The following is a 15,228-nucleotide window of genomic DNA, read 5'->3' as shown; positions in this document are numbered from 1 at the left end:
CTCTCGCCCAGTGTTTCGCGCGCGAAACATCAGGTGCTGCGTGCGTGTAGCCAGGTTTTCAGTTCCATAAGAAATTCTTCAGACATCCCTTGGCCGGACAGGGTGACTTGTGAACCGTTTCGACTCTGTTTCAAGTGAATGTCACCGAATGTCTCTTTCGAGGCCGTCTCGGGAGCGGGCGATTTTGCATCCCTTGATGACAGGCTGTTTGCCGCGCGGGTCAGAGCCGATATCTCAGTTTCCGATGTCTCGGGCGCGACCCCTTGCAAGGCTTTGGCGATCAAAGCAGCCGCTTTCGACTCCTCCTTCAAAACCTTCGCAATCGACAATCCCAACCGCTCAGGGATGGCCGAGGCAAACCGTAGATGATCGTCCAGCGCGTGATAGATCGCGATGAAGGACCCGATCTTGGATCGTTTGGCCCGGCTGGCTGAGGCAAACAGCCCGCGCAGGGCGGCGGCTTCGTCCGGGTAAACCCCCTGCTCTGCCGCGCGTGCCACGATCCGGGCGCGCTCATAATAGCTCAGCCCGACGCGGATCTCATTTTCCTCGACCATGGCCACGTAAGCGTCAGATGCACTCTGTGGTTGCCTGAGAAAGGCACGCACGGTTTCAAAGCGGGCCTCGCCCATGTCCTGCGCCAAGGCCCGCAGCGCTGTCATCCGACGCCAGCCAGAGATCAGCCCATAACGCCCTTCCGGCAGCTCCACGACCTCAATCGGGGTTTGCTGACCGCGCGCTTTCAGGCTTTCCTTCAACGCCTCCATATCCGCGTCATCAGCCGCCAGCCGGTCGCGCACCAGATAGGTTTCCTCGATTGAATCCAGCGGCAGGTCCTGCACCAACCGCCCCTCGGCACGGGCCGCACGCAATTCTCCGGACAGCTCCTCCAGTGCCGCCTGAGCCGCCGTGGCTCCGGCCACCTGTGCAACCGGAGGCGCAGCGCGGGGCGTATCCGCAGGGAACATGGGGTTCAACCCGGGGGCAGGGCGGGTGTCTTCCAGATAATCCGGCCGGGCAGGGGTCAACCGTTTGCGTTTTGCCATCACTTTCTCCTTTTCCAGCGCGGATCAGACCCTGTTTCGGGCGCCACTGATGTGTTTCGCGCGCGAAACATGATCACCTTAGCGCCAGTTCCGGCGTCCCCGCCGCTTCGGCCTGCTGGGCCAGTTCCTCGCCCCGCCAGACGCCAATCAGCAGCTTCTTGAACGAGGCATAGGTGGCATCGAAGGTTTCCCGCCCGCGTACATAGGTCTCGCGGTTGAAGTCACGGTAATCGGCCTCGTAGATACCGTTGACCTGTTCCCCGGCCTGCCCGATCAGCGCCGTGTAGCCCTGCCAATGCGGTGACAGGGTGCGGCCCAGATAGGCTTGCATCAGCCCGGCCAGCTCCGCCTGCTGGCTGCCGTCATAGCGGGTGATGATTGTGCGCACTGCGTCCCACTGAAAGGCCATCTCGGGCCGCCCCAGGGCGCGGGCGGCCATGTTCTCGCCATCCTCGATGGACTGGAAGGTGGAATGCAGCATGTCAAAGAAGCGCCCGGTGGAATCAAACTCCAGGAACGAGGCCCCCATGGGCACCAGAAGGATATCCGAGGCGGCCAGCCCATTGATCGTCAGATAGCCAAGGGCAGGGGGGGTATCGATGAAGATGATGTCATACTCGTCCAGCACCCCATCCTCGTCCAGCGTATCGGTCAGCGCGTCCCACAGCTTCCAGCTGCGGCCCTGCATTCGCCAGACGGGGATCTGGAACTCGGCCCAGTACAGGTTCAGCTGCGCGCCGATGAGGTCGATATTCGGCCAATGGGTGGTCTGGATCAGATCGCTGCTGCGGATCTTCAGCGCTTCGGATAAGGTGTCGTCGATCGGATGCGGTGCCTCACCCCGATCAAGCCGTCCCTGATTGTCACGGCGCAGATGGGTGGCGTAGTGGCGGGCGAGCAGAGGAAACACCGTCTGCCATTCATCGGTTACCTTACCGCCAAAGATCGACGTCATCGAACCCTGACTGTCCAGATCAATGACCAGCACCTTGTAACCATCCAGGGCGGCAGACATGGCGAGATGTGCGCAGGTTGAGGTCTTGCCAACGCCGCCCTTGAAGTTGGCGACCGAGACGATCTTGGCAGGTAGCCCATTGGGCCGGTAAGGGCGGTACTCTTTGGCTTTGGACCCCTCCGAGGCAAAATGTGCCCGCAGCCGCAGAACCTCATCCAGCGTGAACCACTTGGCCCCGCCCTCGGTTTCGGATTGCCCCTGCGGCAAGTCCGGGTTGCCCTTCAGCACGCGCCGAAAATGGGCGGGTGCGACAGGGATCAGATATTTGGTGATTTCCCAGGTTGAAAACAGGCGCAGCTTCTTCTGACCATTTTCCTCCAGCCCCCGGTTTGCCAGATCACTGCGCCCCCGTGCGCAGGCATCCGCGATTTGTGAAAACTCACCCGTGCCGGTTGGATTTCCAAGTTCAGCATAAGCCAGATCCGGATCAATATTGAAATAAGGGGGAAGCCCCTCGGAGGTCGCTGCTCGCATTGAAAAACCTGCCTATGTGCTATGTTTTGATCAATATACCACAAAAGGAAGCATGTGGAAGTATTATGAGCACAAAACCGGATTTTCTAAGCAAAATTAAGGGGTAGAAAGCCTTCGAGAGGCTGCTTTTGAGCGTATAGCAAAAAAATGTCCAGTTAGAATCCTGTTATCTTATTAGTTACAGGTGAACTTGAGTTCTATTAAGTATAAGAAAAAAAAGATGTTTTTGTATTTTTTGTGGATCATACTGAATCTGATCCCACGATATGGTGACTCTGATCCCACGTTGGAGTGACTCTGATCCCACGTTTCGGCAGCTTTACGCTTCCTGTGGATAACTCTACGGTAGGCGTCAATAAAACCACGAACAAAGATTCGGGCAGGACATATGGGCAGGGCAGTATGAGCGGGTCAGGGGCGTTGTTGCCCGACCGGCACCCAACGGGTGATTTTTTTGTATGCGATATCTTCGATGCGCTGCCCAAGACAGATATGGGCTCGATGGAGCATCCGATGTTTTCGCTCTCGACCCGGCCGGATCGCCGGATCCTCAATTACGAGCATAACGGGGTCGAGATCACGGTGACGCCCTCGGTGCGGGGGCTGGCGACGATCCACGACAAGGACATCCTGATCTTTTGCATCAGTCAGTTGATGGCAGCGATCAATGCGGGCCGGACGGTCAGCCGGGTGTTGCATCTGAAGGCGCATGATCTGCTGGTGGCCACCAATCGCGAAACCAGCGGCGATGGCTACAAGCGTCTGCGCGAAGCGTTCGAGCGGCTGGCAGGCACCCGGATCACCACCAACATTGTCACCGGCGAGAAGGAAACCACCACCGGGTTCGGCCTGATCGAAAGCTGGGAAATCGTCCGCCACACCCGGGCGGGCCGGATGGTCAGCGTCAGTGTGAAACTGTCGGACTGGCTGTTTCGCGCGGTTCTGGCGAAATCCGTGCTGACCCTCAGCCGCGACTACTTTCGCCTGCGCAAACCGCTCGAGCGGCGCATCTATGAGCTGGCGCGCAAACATTGCGGTCGTCAGCCCGAGTGGCGGATTTCGGTCGAGGTGCTGTTGAAGAAATCGGGCTCGGCCTCGCCCCGGCGGGTGTTCCGCAAAATGATCCGCGACATGATCGCAGCCGATCACCTGCCCGATTATGAGATGATCGAAGAGCCCGGCGACCTGATCCGCTTTTCGCGCCGTGGCCAGGTGGTCGAGGGACCGGACAAACCGATCCTGCCGTCACAGGCGCTGGAGGAAGCCAGGGCAATGGCACCGGGCCGGGATGTCTATGCGTTGGAGGCGGACTGGCTGGCCTATTGGGCCGCATCGGGCCGCCCACAGATCAGAAACCCGCAGCGGGCGTTTCTGGGCTATGTGGCCAAGAGGGTCGCCGGGCGGGATTAGGCGCTTAGCTGGAATAGGCGGGGTTTTGTTTCTGCACGCGTGTCTTCACGGCTTTGACAGCACCGATGACGATGAGAGCGGCAATGATGAACAGCCAGCCGAAGAGGACATAGCTGCCCAGAGCCATAAGGATGGACGCACCGGAGAACAAAGCAAACCCGCCGGCGCACAAGCCGACAAGAATGGCTATTCCGATAACTCCGATCATGTTCTCCAAGTCCTCCGGCTATGGTCTTGGTCTGGCCAGCCCTCAAGTGGTTGCAGTTCAGCCATTGGGCAGATGCCCATAATGATTTCGCGGTGAAATCATGGCAAAACTTTGAACTACAGAGGGTTAAAATTTGGTTATTTTTACCGGGAGGAGCTTTGCTCCACTACTCGTGCCACACCGCTTTATAATTTATTGAGACATGGGAGTGTCTGAGAGGATAGTTTCTCAAAACTTTTGCGACAGCAATATGGAACGCCCGCACCCCTGAAAATGTGCAAAGGTTCGCCTATGGCACCGCTCTGTCAATCCGCGGTTGCTTGGATGGAATGCCAGATGAGCGTGCGTTTCGGTCACCGAATGTCAGGGGGCTGAGGGGGTCACATCTTGACCAGCCGTCCGTCTGCCACCCTGATCCCCGCTTTTTCAAAAACATTGCGCGTATCAAAAACCAGTGTCGCCTCGCGCGCGACCAGACCGTAATCCGGGGCGCTGTGATCGGTGATCACGGCCACCGCCGCATAGCGTTTCAGGTTGTCCGCCGTCAGCGGCTGGGAGGTTCGGCCTGCAAGTTGCGGATATTCGCCGCCTTCGGGCAGGCGGGGGAAATAGGGGTCGTGATAGTCGACCTCGGCCCCCAGTTTTTCCAATTCGTCCAGCAGCACCAGCGCGGGGCTGCGGCGGGTATCCTCGACATCGCGCTTATAGGCGATGCCCATCAGCAGGATGCGCTGACCGGTCAGGGGCTGCCCGGTCTCGGCGATGGCCGAGCCGTTACGCGCCGCCAGTTCGGCCGCCATCCGTGCCGCCAGCATGGATGGCACGGCGTCGTTTCTGGAGCGCGCCAGATTGATGATCGGCGTATCAGATCCTGCATCCGCGGCACGCCAGGCCAGATAGGCCGGAGACACCGGGATGCAGGCCCCACCAATTCCGGGACCGGGATAGAAGGGCATGAAGCCAAACGGTTTGGTGGCCGCGGCCTCGATCACTTCCCAGACATCCACGTCCATTGCTTCAAGCGCGGTCTTCAACTCGTTGACCAGCGCAATATTGACGGTGCGAAAGCTGTTTTCGACCAGCTTCACCGCTTCGGCTGTGGCGGCCGAGCTGACCGGAACGGCGCTGGTGACGATGGCGCGGTAGAAATCCTCGACCAATTGCCGCGACAGCGGATCGTCGGCACCCACCACCTTCGGGATGCTGTGCGTGTCGAACTTGTCATTGCCGGGGTCTTCGCGCTCGGGCGAAAACGCCAGGAAGAAATCACTACCCGCGCGCAGACCGCCCGCCTCAAGGATCGGCTGAACCAGTGTGGCGGTGGCACCGGGCCAGACGCTGCTTTCCAGCACCACCATCTGACCGGGGCGCAGATGCTGCGCGATGGTCTGCGCTGCGGCGGCGACAAAGCGCATGTCCGGGTCTTGTGCATCGGTCAGCGGGGTCGGCACGCAGATCAGGATGATATCGGCCTCGGCCAGTGCCGCGGCGTCCTGCGTTGCGCGGAACCTGCCGCTGTCTACCGCTTGTGCGATCCGGTCTGACGCCAGATACGATATAACCTGATCGCCCTGATTGATCCGCGCCACCCGGTCAGGGTTGAGATCAACGCCGGTGGTATCGAACCCCTCATCATAGGCAGTCAGCGCCAGCGGCAGCCCGACATAGCCCAGCCCAACCACAGCAACCCGCGCATCGCGCGCCGCGATAAGCTGCTTGAGGGAAAGATGGTGCGAGGTTTCGTAGTTCATAATCTATCCTGATCGTACAAAGTCAGACTGAAATCAAAGGCAGGACGGGCAGCAGGAAATTATCCTTTCTTAACGGATAGGCAGGAATCGGAGCGAATCCAACTAATTTGTCGGCCTTGTATCGGCGGGTCGTATAGTGTTTCAAAAAGGGCTTCAATTATTGGCATTTTGCTTAATTGTTCATTTTTTGAAGTTGGCTTCCAGATAGGGTCGCGTGGCTTCAAGCCCGGCTTTCAGATCATAAGCGGGCTCATATCCCAGCCGTATACGGGCATGATCGATCTGGCATTGTCCCGTACCCGAGAATAGCTCCAGCATATAACGGTCAGGATACAGTTCGTTTTGCCGGGGCAGCCGTTGTGTGGCCGTTTGGACCAGTTTTTCGAACCGGTCCCGACCGATCCAGGCGCGCGCTATGGTACTGACCCGTGCAGCCAGCGACTGTGTGTCTGGTACTTCGCCCGGCTCTTCATCGGGCAATCGGGCCCGGAGTGTTTCCTGGGGAATGAGCCCGATCTTCCCTCGGCCAATGATATCGGCATAACCGGACAGCAGGGCCGACCAACTGACGGGGGTGGGGCCCGAGATGATGAACCGCTCTTGCTGCAGGTCTTCCGGCGCGGCAGCGCACAACATGGCCTGTACCAGATCGTCCACAAATACAGCGTTGCACAGCCCTTCCGGTTTGGGCAGCACCACGGTACCAGCGGCAAGCCAGCGGGTCAGCTTATCTGTCCAGAGCATGCTTCCGGGCCCGTAAACCAGTGTCGGCTGCAGGATCGCAGCGGGGCAGTTTCCCTGCAACAGAGCCTGCTCCATCGCAATCTTGGCGCGCCGATATGGGTCAGCCTTGCCGTTTGAGATCGCGGAGCTCTCGGTCAGGTTTTGCTGCGGCCATCCGTCATAGACAACGATAGAGCTGGCATGAACGATTCGTCCGACCCCGGCTTTTTCTGCGGCGGTTCTGAGGGCATCGAAGGTGGCAAGATTATCCGTTGCCGTAGCGCGCATGTCATAGGCAAGATGGTATAATACATCCTGATTACGCAGGGCCTTTTCTTGCAAGGCGCGATCCCCTGCCGTTCCCTGTATGACCCGTGCCCCCATCGCGCTGAAGGCTTGCCGACCATGGCGGTTGCGCAACAGGACGGTGACCCGGGCACCGGCATTGATGAGAGCCGGAACAAGTCGCTTGCCGATAAACCCTGTCGCCCCTGTCACGAAGACGGCCTTGCCGTCGAGATGATCTGGTCCGGTGGCTGTCATAGTCTTTTTCTTCGTCTCAAATTCAAGACCCGGCACAATGTGTTTCAAAGCAGAAGCCTAGCCTAGGGTGGGTGCCTGTGCTACTGCGCAGAGGACGAATTATTGTCATAAGTACGGGGTAAGCTGTGCCCCACGTTTGTTAATGAGGAATTCGATGACGATCGGTATAACCGGCGTACAGACGTCGCCGTGGCGCATACTCCTCAAGAGAATATTGTTATGTGAAGCTGACAGTTCGGGTCCGGGCTGTTTGCGGTCTGTCTTGTGAGGAGAAAACCATGCGTATCGGGGTTGTTGGTGGGGCCGGGAAAATTGGCAAACTGCGGGTCGAGACCATTCAGGAATGCCCGGATACAACGCTGGCGGCCGTTCTGGATCTGTCTGAAGAAGCCGCCCGCAGTGTCGCCGGGGGCGCTCCTGTGTTCACCGACCTGAAGCGGTTTCTGGAAACGGATATGGATGCGGTCGTGGTATCAACCCCTCCGCATACGCATGAGGACCCATGTGTCAGCGCCCTGAAACACGGGATGCATGTGCTGGTTGAAAAACCCATGTCCAACAGCGCCGAAACCTGTCGTCAGATGCTGGCCGAGGCAAAGGCCGCAGGTCGGGTGATCGCCACGGGCTTCAACATGCGGTATTACCCCTCATTCGCTTATGTGAAAGACACCATAGCCAGCGGGGCAATCGGAGACATTACTCATATTCGTGCCTTTGGTGGGCATGACGGGCTGGCCCATTTTACCCATGACTGGGAATACAAGGTGCCAGAATCCGGTGGCGGAGCAATGTGGGATATCGGGATTCACATGAGCGATATCGTGCGTCACATGCTGGGCGAGGTGAGTTCGGTTTATGGTGTCGCCGGTGAACGTGTCTGGAACCTGCCGGGTTCCGAGGACACCGCAGTTGCGATATTCCGAAATCCCGAGGGTGTGCCCGCAGTTTATCATGCCAGCTGGGGAGAATGGCGCGGATATGATTTTGCAATCGAAGTGCACGGGACACATGGCATGGTGATGGGTGCATATGCACCAATGAAGAATGTTCTTATCACGATGCCGGAACCCGGCGGGACGCCGACTACGACAACGCGCAGGTATTTCGACATTGCAGTCCGCGAAAAACTGTTCTCATGGAAGACAACGGCCAAGATTTCGTTCGCAGAGGAATTACGGGATTTTATCAAACTGTGCGATGGAGATTCGAGTGGCCGAATTGCAGACGGCAAGGCCGGGCTTCGGTCAATTGAAATTGCCAATGCGGTGATCGAGAGCAGTCGCACAAATCAGGTGGTCGAACTGCCCCAGTAAGAACTGGTATATTGCACCTGTTGTTCCTGGTTCATCAGCTTGCAATTCCGGCGCGTTTGGTGACCGGATCAGCGAAGGCCCGCTGTGAGCAGCCCGATCTGACTGGTCCAAATTGATTGTTAGTGCATCATTGGCCTGTGATCCATCGGGATGGTGGTTTCAGGCGCTGGTGGGCGGTAGCCCAGAGCACTGTGGGGGCGTTTTGTGTTGTAGTGTCTCCTCCATTGTTCGATCAGGATTTGTGCCTCGCGCAGGCTGTAGAAGATTTCGCCGTTGAGCAGCTCGTCCTGCATGCGCCCGTAGAAGATTTCGCAGTAGCCGTTCTCCCAGGGTGACCCGGGTTCGATGTAGGCTATGGAATATATGGCTCAGCTGTTTATGGATCGCTTGCCGATCGTCATCGCGCGCCCCTTTAACTACACGGGGCTCGGGCAGAATGCCCAATTCCTTGTCCCTAAAATCGTGGCTCATTTCCGGCAGCGCGCCCCGCAGATCGAACTGGGTAACCTGGATGTTGCCCGGGACTTTTCCGACGTTCGCGATGTGGCGCGTGCTTATCGGGCATTGCTGCGTCCGGATTTGCGCGGGCGGCAGGTCAATATCTGCTCTGGAGTGGCGACCCCTTTGCAGGATATTGTGGATATGTGCATCGACATTACCGGGCACAATCTGACCGTGACCGTGAACCCCCAGTTTGTGCGGGCCAATGAGGTGAAGGAATTGATGGGGGGTGTCACGTTGTACCGCAGCCTCACCCAGGACGGGCCAAATTACGGCCTGAAGGAAACACTTGAATGGATGTTGATGTAAGCGCTTAAAATTAAGTGTTCTTACGCCATTTTTATGTTGTTTCGGGCTCTTCCCCCTGGAAATATCCAATCAATTCGCCAAAGGCCCACATCGTCACGATCAAGAAAACCAGCGGGGAAGCAGGCCAGAACTTGCGGAGATAAACGCGCTTGTGCATTTGGTTGCGCATATGCCGGGTAAACAGAACAAACGGTAACAGCGGAGTTGCGGCTGCGCGGAAGGCGCGCAACCCGAACGAAATTTCGCCGGACCGAATGCGGGCATATTTACGGCCCCAATGAAACCATTCGCCCGCCAGTGTGAAGGTCGGAATACGCGGACGGTATTGGGTTGTTCTGGGGCGATCTGACAGAACCATTTTGTCACCGTTAGCCTGCAGGGCAGCATGGATGGAGGGTTCATAGAACCGATGTTCATACAGATGACGCAGTGCGCGCAGCTTGTCGGCGCGATAACACACATTGGTTGCTGATAGAAAATCTGTCTCACCGGTCGGTAGAGGGGCCATATAGCGCCCGAAGTCGCAGATATGAACGGCCCAGTTCCAGGTCGTATCATATCCGTTGTCAGCACACCCCCCGACCGCTGCGGCCCCGGTCTCATCCATCAGGTCCATCACCGAGGCAATCCAGGTTTCGGCCGGAATGCCGCGATCTTCGACAAGGCCGATCCGGCACCCGCGTGCGGCATTGATGCCCTCGGAACGGCGGATGTCCCAGAACCGGTGCAGATCAAGGGCGTTTCTTGGCACCATACCGCCTGCGAGTACCCCGAGATCGAGAAACCGGAAGCTGGGGAAATCATCTGCCATTCCGGCATCTTCAAGCGACAGCTGATCATATGGCACGATGACTTCCACCTTGTATTCACCAATCTGATTGGCGAGCGCATTCAGACATGCCCGAAGCGCGGCTCCCCCATCAACGATAGCCACAACGACAGAGATATCAGGTAGTGAAGGATCTGGATTGTTCATCACAGACATTTCTCTCATCGAACCTTGGACAGAGACCGACCGGCCCCGAACCAGTATCCGGCAACCTCACCCAGTCCCCAGGACAGTGAAAACGGGACCAGCAAAGGCAGGGAGGGCCACAACCGACGCACATGACGCCCTTTGGTTATGACGTTTCTGACCACGCGGTAATAGACGATCGGAGGCAACGCAAAAGCAACGAGCCCCATAATAAGCCTTTTACCGCTCGACTCCTCGCTGACCCGAGCTCCGGCGAAACTCTTGGAATACAGGTATCTCTGGGTCAGATACAGACCGAATGTATAGTGCATCTTATGCCCGGAAACGATGTCGTTGCGCAGGGTCATAGAGATACCATCTGCGCGCATATGATCATGCAGGTGGTTTTCCCATTTGCCATCATCCAGCAGGGCATCGAACCGTTCCAGAACATCACGTCGGTAGACCGTGTTGTTGCCCGGAAGCCAGTCCGAGGGGCCATCATTCAGAGGGGGTAGAACGGCACTGTACTCGCATAGGAACGCCGCCCAATCGATCAGGGTCTCTTTGGCTTCATTATCGACAGGCCCGGCCACTACATCCGAACCGGCCGCGATTTCATCTAGCATCCGCCGGGTCCAGTTCGGCGGAACCAGCACGTGATCTTCAATGACCCCGATAGCATCGGCTGTCGCGGCCCGGATGCCTGTGGCGCGCATCTGAGGGATTGTAGCGTCCTCGGGGACTGCCAGAATGTTTACGTCTGGAAATTCTGTCTCAACATCCCGAATGAAGTCCGGGCCGAGGCGTATAACAGCGATAATCTCGGGTTGGGGGCCGGTCTGGTTCTGCAAAGCCGCGACGCACCCGCGAAAGTCAGACAGAGAATTGACGCATGGGATGACGACTGAAATCTGATGCTGCGTCATGTGTTTTCTCCGGTGTGAGCTGTATCCTTCGGGAGGATCTGACCATAGTCGACCATGGAAACGGAACTGCGTTTACATCTGGGTCTGAAAACCCCGGAGCGCGTTAATTTTTGTGGCATTCTCCGCACTAATAAATTCCTTCTCGATAAATTGTTTCTATATCAGGAGTTATTTTAGGGGCGCTTTTTAAACGCGTTTTCAAAACTGATCTCGGTCATTTCGGCAGCACGATTCCAAGTGAACTTTGCGGCCTGGCGTACGGCCTGCTTTGACAGGCGCGCATGAAGATCGTCGTCATTTAGCAACCTGTTTGTCTGATGGGCAATCGAGGACGCATCGGTTGGGTCAAACAGCAGTCCGCCATCGCCGACAACTTCTGGGACGCTGCTTGCATCAGACCCCAGAACCGGGGTGCCGCAGGCCATTGCTTCGACAGGGGGAAAGCCAAAACCTTCATAGAGCGAAGGGTGCACAAGCGCATGTGAGGCATTGATCAGAAGCGCCAGCTTTTCATCCGAAATCTCGCCGGTGAAAATGATCCGTTCTGACGCAATCACATTGGCTCGGGCCGAAGCCTGTAAATCCTCGACATTATCCCAGAACCGGTCGCCGGTTGTGCGCCCGACAATGGCCAGAAAAGCATCAGGATGTTGTTCCAGGATCATTGGCATCGCATGGATAAGGCGCAGCACATTTTTGTGGCGGTTAAAGCCGCCCACATAAACGAGAACACGGGCCCCGGGAGGAATGTTATATTCCTCTCGAATTTCTTCTATCTTATTGTTATCACTTATCTCTTTGAAAACGGGGGCCGCAGCCATCGTTGTCAGGTCAATCTTGTTGCGCGGAATGCCCAAAATGGATTGCAGGTCTCGGGCCGACGATTCAGAACCGGTGATGAACCGCGTGGCCTGCAATTTAGCGAGCGTGGTTTTTGCTTTCCACAGTGCAAAATTCAGTTTTGAGGGGAAGATCAAATCCGGAAAGCGTTCAGGGATCGTATCGTGGATACAGATGACTTTCGGGACCCGCGACAGCAGGGGATAATACGAAAAAACGGTGGGGTAAAAGAACACATCGCATCTCAGTCGGAGCGTTGCTTGATGCATCTGAAACCGGTTTGCCACATCTGATCCGTTCGGCATTGGCGCAACCACGATATCGACCCCCTGAGGAACCGGGTAAGACGGTTCCTGATCACAGATCAGGGTGTAACGAAACCCACTGTCCCGAGCTGCCAAAGCTTCGAGCACACCTCTTGTGAAGCGCCCAAACCCGCGCTCATTACGCCAAGTCGTCCCATCAATCCCGACATGCATGATGATACTCCGTTCCTGCGAAATTCCTTAGCCCAACTGCTTCGAGCAGCGACGGAGGATTTAAATCCAAATCATGAGCTTACTCTATGGCAGGCAGAGCGCGGCCCACAATCATTTGATATCCCTGCATCCCTGTTGCTACATCATCGAGGCCAATTGAAGGGCGGATTCGTAAATGCACGCTGTAACGGAATCAGATGATCGACGGCATCTTCGGATCGCACAGATGTGCACGGATTTCGGAATGGGAGGGATTGCCAGACATGCCCTTGATCTGGGCATCTGGCTAAAAGGTCAGGGTCATGGCGTTTTCCTCGCCGGAACGCCGGGCGAATGGGCTGGGCAAAAGCACGAAGATGGCTTTCTGTCCATCCCGACACGCTATGTTGGGGCGGATGGTGGCAGGCTGATGCGCAGGCTTGCCCATACTGGTCATGGGGCGATTGCCTTGCGTCGCTGGCTTTCGAAGTCGCGTATCGACATTATTCATGCGCATGAATCTGCACCAGCATTGGTGGCGCTGTTGGCGCGGATGCATCTGAACATCCCGCTTGTCGTGACGTATCACGGGTCGGACCCACAGCGGATCAGGGGGTTTGGAAAGATTGCGCGCCATGCTGATCTGGTGGTGACGCCCAGCCATCGGGCGGCTGAGGATCTGGCCGAAATCGCCAATGTATCAAAGGACAAGCTTCGGGTCATAGGACTTGGGATCAAGCCACCGCCTGAGGACACGGATCAGGACGTTGCCGAGTTGAGAAAAACCCTGCTGCGCGGCGGTACGCATCTTGTCGTCTCTCTCGCGCGGGTGGCCTATCAAAAGGGTATTGACGTCTTGATCGATTGCGTCGCGCGTCTGAAGGATACCCACCCCGACTATCGCTTTGTTGTTGTCGGGGACGGGCCACTGGATCAGGAGATGCGGGCACTGGCAACACAGCGCGGTCTGGATGAGCATTTGTTTTTCGCCGGACGTACCGAGGTTCCCTATCGCTATTTGCGGGCAGCGGATCTGATGCTGCTGACCTCGCGGTGGGAGGCGCTGCCCATCTCTATTGCCGAAGCGTTCCAGGTCGGAACCCCGGTTGTAGCCACCGATTGTTCCGGTGTTCACGAGTTGGTGCATGATACGGTCGGCGCCTGTGTACCAATTGGCGATGTCGCGGCGATCACGCAGGCTGTTGAGCACATTCTCGAAGATGATCAAAAGCGCACCGGTATGGCGGCCAGTGCCCTGGAGAGATCGAAAGAGAGTCGATTTGATCCTGACCACATCAATCGGCAGATCGAGGCGCTTTATTTCGGTCTTCTTGAGTGAACAGCGGACAAAAGCCGCATTCCCTTGCAGCATGCCCGCAACACAGCGTGTGAACAGGGCATCAGGGCAAGTTCCATCTTTCGATCACGGTATGGATCATGCTTTCATACTGGAAAGTCATTGGTAATCCGGTTTGAGTCACATGCAATCCTTACGCATTCTGGTGTTCACCACATTTTATCCCCCCTATTCCTTTGGCGGTGATGCCATTGGCATTCAGCGCATGGCCCGGGCGCTGGTGGCGCGGGGACATGACGTGACGGTGGTGCATGACGAAGACAGCTATCTGATCCTGGGCGGCAAACCACAGCCAGAAGGTGCCCCGGACGGGGTCCGGCGGATCGGGTTGCGCAGCCGCAATGGTATGATGTCGAACCTGCTGACCCAGCAGCTTGGCCGCCCGGTTGTCCACGCTGCCCGCATCCGCGAGATACTGGCCGAGCGGAAGCCGGATATCATCTGGCACAACAATACTTCGCTGATCGGTGGGCCCGGCCTGTTGCCGATGGGCGAGGGGCTGAAGATCTATGAGGCGCATGAGCACTGGCTGGTCTGCCCCACGCATGTGCTGTGGCGGCACGGGCGCGAGCTGTGCGATGACCGCCAGTGCCTGCGCTGCGTGCTGAACTACAAACGCCCGCCGCAGCTGTGGCGCTATACCGGCGCGCTGGACCGGGCATTGGATCACATGGACCTGATCATCGCCAAAAGCGAATTCAGCCGGGCCAAGCATCGCGAGTTCGGCCTGCGGCAGGAGATGCAGGTGCTGCCCTATTTCCTGCCCGATCTGGACCAGGACGCTTTGCCGGAACCCGCCGCGCATGACCGTCCCTATTTCCTGTTTGTCGGACGGCTGGAAAAAATCAAAGGGTTGCAGGATGTGTTCCCGGCCTTTGATCGTTACCCGGATGCCGATCTGCTGATCCTCGGTGATGGCGATTACGCGGATGAGCTGAAGGCACAAGCCGCAGGCAATGACCGGATCAAATTCCTGGGCCGCAAGACGCCTGACGAGTTGAACGCTTACTATCGTGGCGCACTTGGGCTGATTGTGCCCTCGGTTTGTTATGAAACCTTCGGTATCATCCTGATCGAAAGCTTCCGGTTGGGCACGCCGGTGATCGCCCGGCGGCTGGGTCCGTTCCCCGAGATCGTCGAGCGGGCAGGGGGCGGGGAACTGTTCGAGACCGAGGATGATTTGATTGCAGCGATGCGTAACCTTCAGCACCAGCCTGACCAGCGCGCAGTTCAGGGTGCTGCAGCACGTAAGGCGTTTCTGGAGATCTGGCACGAAACACCCGTGCTGGAGGCGTATGGCGCGGCGCTGGCGCGCGTGGCCCATGGTGCAGGAAACCAAAGATTGGCTGCGGCGCTGGAAGCTGGGGTCTTTGAAACCGGCGCTGGATAAACACCT

General features: G+C 57.3%; 13 protein-coding genes and 1 pseudogene. 5 read left to right on the top strand and 9 right to left on the bottom strand.

What is annotated here, in order from left to right; genetic code table 11:
- Window positions 1–29: 29 nt before the first annotated feature.
- Window positions 30–1,046, bottom strand: a complete 1,017-nt coding sequence (locus tag ACR0DS_RS16090) for a ParB/RepB/Spo0J family partition protein (protein WP_209599308.1) — start codon at window positions 1,044–1,046, stop codon at window positions 30–32.
- Window positions 1,047–1,119: 73 nt separating this feature from the next.
- A complete protein-coding gene (locus ACR0DS_RS16085; protein WP_480560161.1) occupies window positions 1,120–2,535 on the bottom strand; it encodes an AAA family ATPase in 1,416 nt (471 codons plus the stop codon).
- 402 nt (window positions 2,536–2,937) lie between these two features.
- Here ACR0DS_RS16085 and ACR0DS_RS16080 point away from each other — a divergent pair, with 402 nt between their 5' ends.
- The gene (locus tag ACR0DS_RS16080) at window positions 2,938–3,945 is read left to right on the top strand and encodes a replication initiator protein A (RefSeq protein WP_209507478.1); all 1,008 of its coding nucleotides are present in this window, start codon (window positions 2,938–2,940) and stop codon (window positions 3,943–3,945) included.
- A 4-nt stretch (window positions 3,946–3,949) separates the two neighbouring features.
- Here ACR0DS_RS16080 and ACR0DS_RS16075 read toward each other — a convergent pair whose 3' ends face one another.
- The 3 genes from ACR0DS_RS16075 to ACR0DS_RS16065 all read right to left on the bottom strand — a co-directional run bounded on the left by ACR0DS_RS16075 (window position 3,950) and on the right by ACR0DS_RS16065 (window position 7,170).
- On the bottom strand, window positions 3,950–4,153 hold the full coding sequence (locus ACR0DS_RS16075) for a hypothetical protein (protein WP_480484468.1): 204 nt from the start codon (window positions 4,151–4,153) through the stop codon (window positions 3,950–3,952).
- Between the two features lie 380 nt (window positions 4,154–4,533).
- Window positions 4,534–5,904, bottom strand: a complete 1,371-nt coding sequence (locus ACR0DS_RS16070; RefSeq protein WP_480560163.1) for a nucleotide sugar dehydrogenase — start codon at window positions 5,902–5,904, stop codon at window positions 4,534–4,536.
- Between the two features lie 180 nt (window positions 5,905–6,084).
- Window positions 6,085–7,170, bottom strand: coding sequence for an NAD-dependent epimerase/dehydratase family protein (locus ACR0DS_RS16065; protein ID WP_480484470.1), 1,086 nt, complete (start codon window positions 7,168–7,170; stop codon window positions 6,085–6,087).
- A gap of 278 nt (window positions 7,171–7,448) precedes the next feature.
- Between ACR0DS_RS16065 and ACR0DS_RS16060 the strand changes: the two genes are divergently transcribed.
- Window positions 7,449–8,483 carry a Gfo/Idh/MocA family protein gene (locus ACR0DS_RS16060; RefSeq protein ID WP_480484471.1) on the top strand — a complete coding sequence of 345 codons (1,035 nt, stop codon included), beginning with the start codon at window positions 7,449–7,451 and terminating at the stop codon, window positions 8,481–8,483.
- Between the two features lie 119 nt (window positions 8,484–8,602).
- Here ACR0DS_RS16060 and ACR0DS_RS16055 read toward each other — a convergent pair.
- Window positions 8,603–8,836, bottom strand: a pseudogene (locus ACR0DS_RS16055) (integrase core domain-containing protein); the annotation flags it as partial.
- Between the two features lie 10 nt (window positions 8,837–8,846).
- Here ACR0DS_RS16055 and ACR0DS_RS16050 point away from each other — a divergent pair.
- On the top strand, window positions 8,847–9,293 hold the full coding sequence (locus ACR0DS_RS16050; RefSeq protein ID WP_480484472.1) for a GDP-mannose 4,6-dehydratase: 447 nt from the start codon (window positions 8,847–8,849) through the stop codon (window positions 9,291–9,293).
- Between the two features lie 31 nt (window positions 9,294–9,324).
- Here the strand turns inward: ACR0DS_RS16050 and ACR0DS_RS16045 are convergent, their stop codons facing one another.
- The 3 genes from ACR0DS_RS16045 to ACR0DS_RS16035 form a co-directional block, all read right to left on the bottom strand.
- A complete protein-coding gene (locus tag ACR0DS_RS16045; protein ID WP_480484473.1) occupies window positions 9,325–10,269 on the bottom strand; it encodes a glycosyltransferase family 2 protein in 945 nt (314 codons plus the stop codon).
- A 14-nt stretch (window positions 10,270–10,283) separates the two neighbouring features.
- Entirely contained in the window at window positions 10,284–11,177 is an 894-nt protein-coding gene (locus ACR0DS_RS16040) for a glycosyltransferase family 2 protein (RefSeq protein WP_480484474.1), read from the bottom strand.
- 173 nt (window positions 11,178–11,350) lie between these two features.
- Window positions 11,351–12,496, bottom strand: a complete 1,146-nt coding sequence (locus tag ACR0DS_RS16035) for a glycosyltransferase family 4 protein (protein ID WP_480484475.1) — start codon at window positions 12,494–12,496, stop codon at window positions 11,351–11,353.
- A 175-nt stretch (window positions 12,497–12,671) separates the two neighbouring features.
- Here ACR0DS_RS16035 and ACR0DS_RS16030 point away from each other — a divergent pair, with 175 nt between their 5' ends.
- Together ACR0DS_RS16030 and ACR0DS_RS16025 are read left to right on the top strand one after the other, a co-directional pair.
- Entirely contained in the window at window positions 12,672–13,814 is a 1,143-nt protein-coding gene (locus ACR0DS_RS16030; RefSeq protein WP_480547053.1) for a glycosyltransferase family 4 protein, read from the top strand.
- Between the two features lie 142 nt (window positions 13,815–13,956).
- Complete coding sequence (locus ACR0DS_RS16025; protein WP_480547051.1) at window positions 13,957–15,222, top strand: glycosyltransferase; 1,266 nt, start codon at window positions 13,957–13,959, stop codon at window positions 15,220–15,222.
- Window positions 15,223–15,228 lie beyond the last annotated feature (6 nt).

Source organism: Ruegeria sp. AF5 (assembly GCF_056541905.1).
This window is presented reverse-complemented; position numbering and strand designations above follow the sequence as displayed.